At 71.8% G+C, this 1,786-nt stretch carries 2 protein-coding genes; both read left to right on the top strand.

Annotated elements, in window-relative coordinates; translation table 11 throughout:
- Positions 1-67: 67 nt before the first annotated feature.
- A complete protein-coding gene (gene istA / locus V5E28_RS48885; protein ID WP_336217171.1) occupies positions 68-1,291 on the top strand; it encodes an IS21 family transposase in 1,224 nt (407 codons plus the stop codon).
- Positions 1,288-1,786 (top strand): ATP-binding protein (locus V5E28_RS48880; protein WP_336217170.1); only part of this gene is annotated, 499 nt, incomplete at its 3' end. The genes istA and V5E28_RS48880, both read left to right, overlap by 4 nt.

Genomic DNA, 1,786 nt, shown 5'->3' with positions numbered 1-1,786 from the left:
TGTCGACGACGGGTGAATACTGACCCCCAATCGACGGATGAATGTTGACCCCTCCACTCTTTGGAGGGTGATCAAGGTGGAGGACTGGGCGGAGATCCGCCGGTTGCACCGGGCCGAGGGCATGCCGATCAAGGCGATCGCGCGGCATCTGGGCATTGCCAGGAACACGGTGCGGCGGGCGCTGGCGGCCGAGGAGCCGCCGAAGTATCAGCGGCCGGGTAAGGGGTCGATCGTGGATGCGGCAGAACCGCAGATCAGGGAGCTGTTGCGGCGGTGGCCGGACATGCCGGCGACGGTGATTGCCGAGCGGATCGGCTGGCAGCGGTCGCTGACCGTGCTCAAGGACCGCATCCGGCAGATCCGACCGGAGTATCGGCCGCTGGATCCGGCCTCGCGTACCAGCTATCAGCCGGGTGAGCTGGCGCAATGCGATCTGTGGTTCCCGCCGGTGCGGGTGCCGGTCGGGCCTGGCCGGGCGGTGAGTCTGCCGGTGCTGGTCCTGGTCTGCGGGTATTCGCGCTGGCTGCTGGCGCGGATGCTGCCTTCGCGGGCGGCCGGGGACCTGTTCGCCGGAATGTGGGCGCTGCTGGGCCTGCTCGGCGCGACCCCGAAGACGCTGGTGTGGGACAACGAGGGGGCGATCGGCGCGTGGAAGGGCGGCCGTCCGCAGCTCACCCGCGATGCCGAAGCCTTCCGAGGCACGCTCGGCGTCCGGATCCTGCAGTGCCGGCCGGGCGATCCGGAGGCCAAGGGGCTGGTCGAGCGGGCCAACGGCTATCTGGAGACCTCGTTCCTGCCGGGCCGCGACTTCACCGGCCCGGCGGATTTCAATGCCCAGCTGGGCGACTGGCTGCGGCGGGCCAACCAGCGCCATCACCGCCGCCTGGACTGCCGCCCGGCCGACCGGATCGACGCCGACCGGGCCGCGATGGTTGCCCTGCCACCGGTTGCGCCGCTGGTCGGCTGGCGCACCGCGACCCGGCTGGCCCGCGATCACTACGTGCGCATCGCCTCCAACGACTACTCCGTCCACCCCTCGGCGATCGGCCGCCTGGTCGAGGTCGTCGCCGATCTGGAACATGTCACGGTGACCTGCGCCGGGCAGCCGGTGGCCCGGCACGAGCGCTGCTGGGACGTGCACCAGACCCTCACCGACCCCGCCCACGCGAGCGCGGCCGCGGCGATGCGCGCCACCCGGCTGCAGGCCGTGGCCGCGCCGATGGACACCGAGGTGGAACAACGCCAACTCAGCGACTACGACACCCTGCTGGGCATCGAGACGGTGGCATGATGACCGCCCGGACCAGCACCACCGCCACAGCGTTGGCAGCCTCCAGCGGGCGCAACGTCGCCGCCGAGCTGGCCTACCTGACCCGCGCGCTGAAGGCGCCGTCGCTGGCCGCGGCCGTCGAGCGGCTGGCCGAGCGAGCCCGCGCCGAAGCGTGGAGCCATGAGGAGTTCCTGGCCGCCTGTCTGCAACGCGAGGTCGCCGCCCGCGACTCCCACGGCGGCGAGGCCCGCATCCGGCAGGCCCGTTTCCCGGCCCGCAAGGCGCTGGAGGACTTCGACTACGACCACCAGCGCTCCCTTAAACGCGAGGCCATCGCCCACCTGGGCACTCTGGACTTCGTCACCGCCAAAGAGAACGTGGTCTTCCTCGGCCCACCCGGCACCGGCAAGACGCACCTGTCCATCGGGCTGGGCATCCGCGCCTGCCAGGCCGGCCACCGGGTCGCCTTCGCCACCGCGGCCCAGTGGGTGGCCCGCCTGGCCGACGCGCACGCCG

Source organism: Nonomuraea sp. LPB2021202275-12-8 (genome assembly GCF_037044575.1).
Taxonomy (GTDB): Bacteria; Actinomycetota; Actinomycetes; order Streptosporangiales; family Streptosporangiaceae; genus Nonomuraea.
Note: the sequence above shows the minus strand (reverse complement) of the source record. Positions and strands in the feature narration are given on the sequence as shown.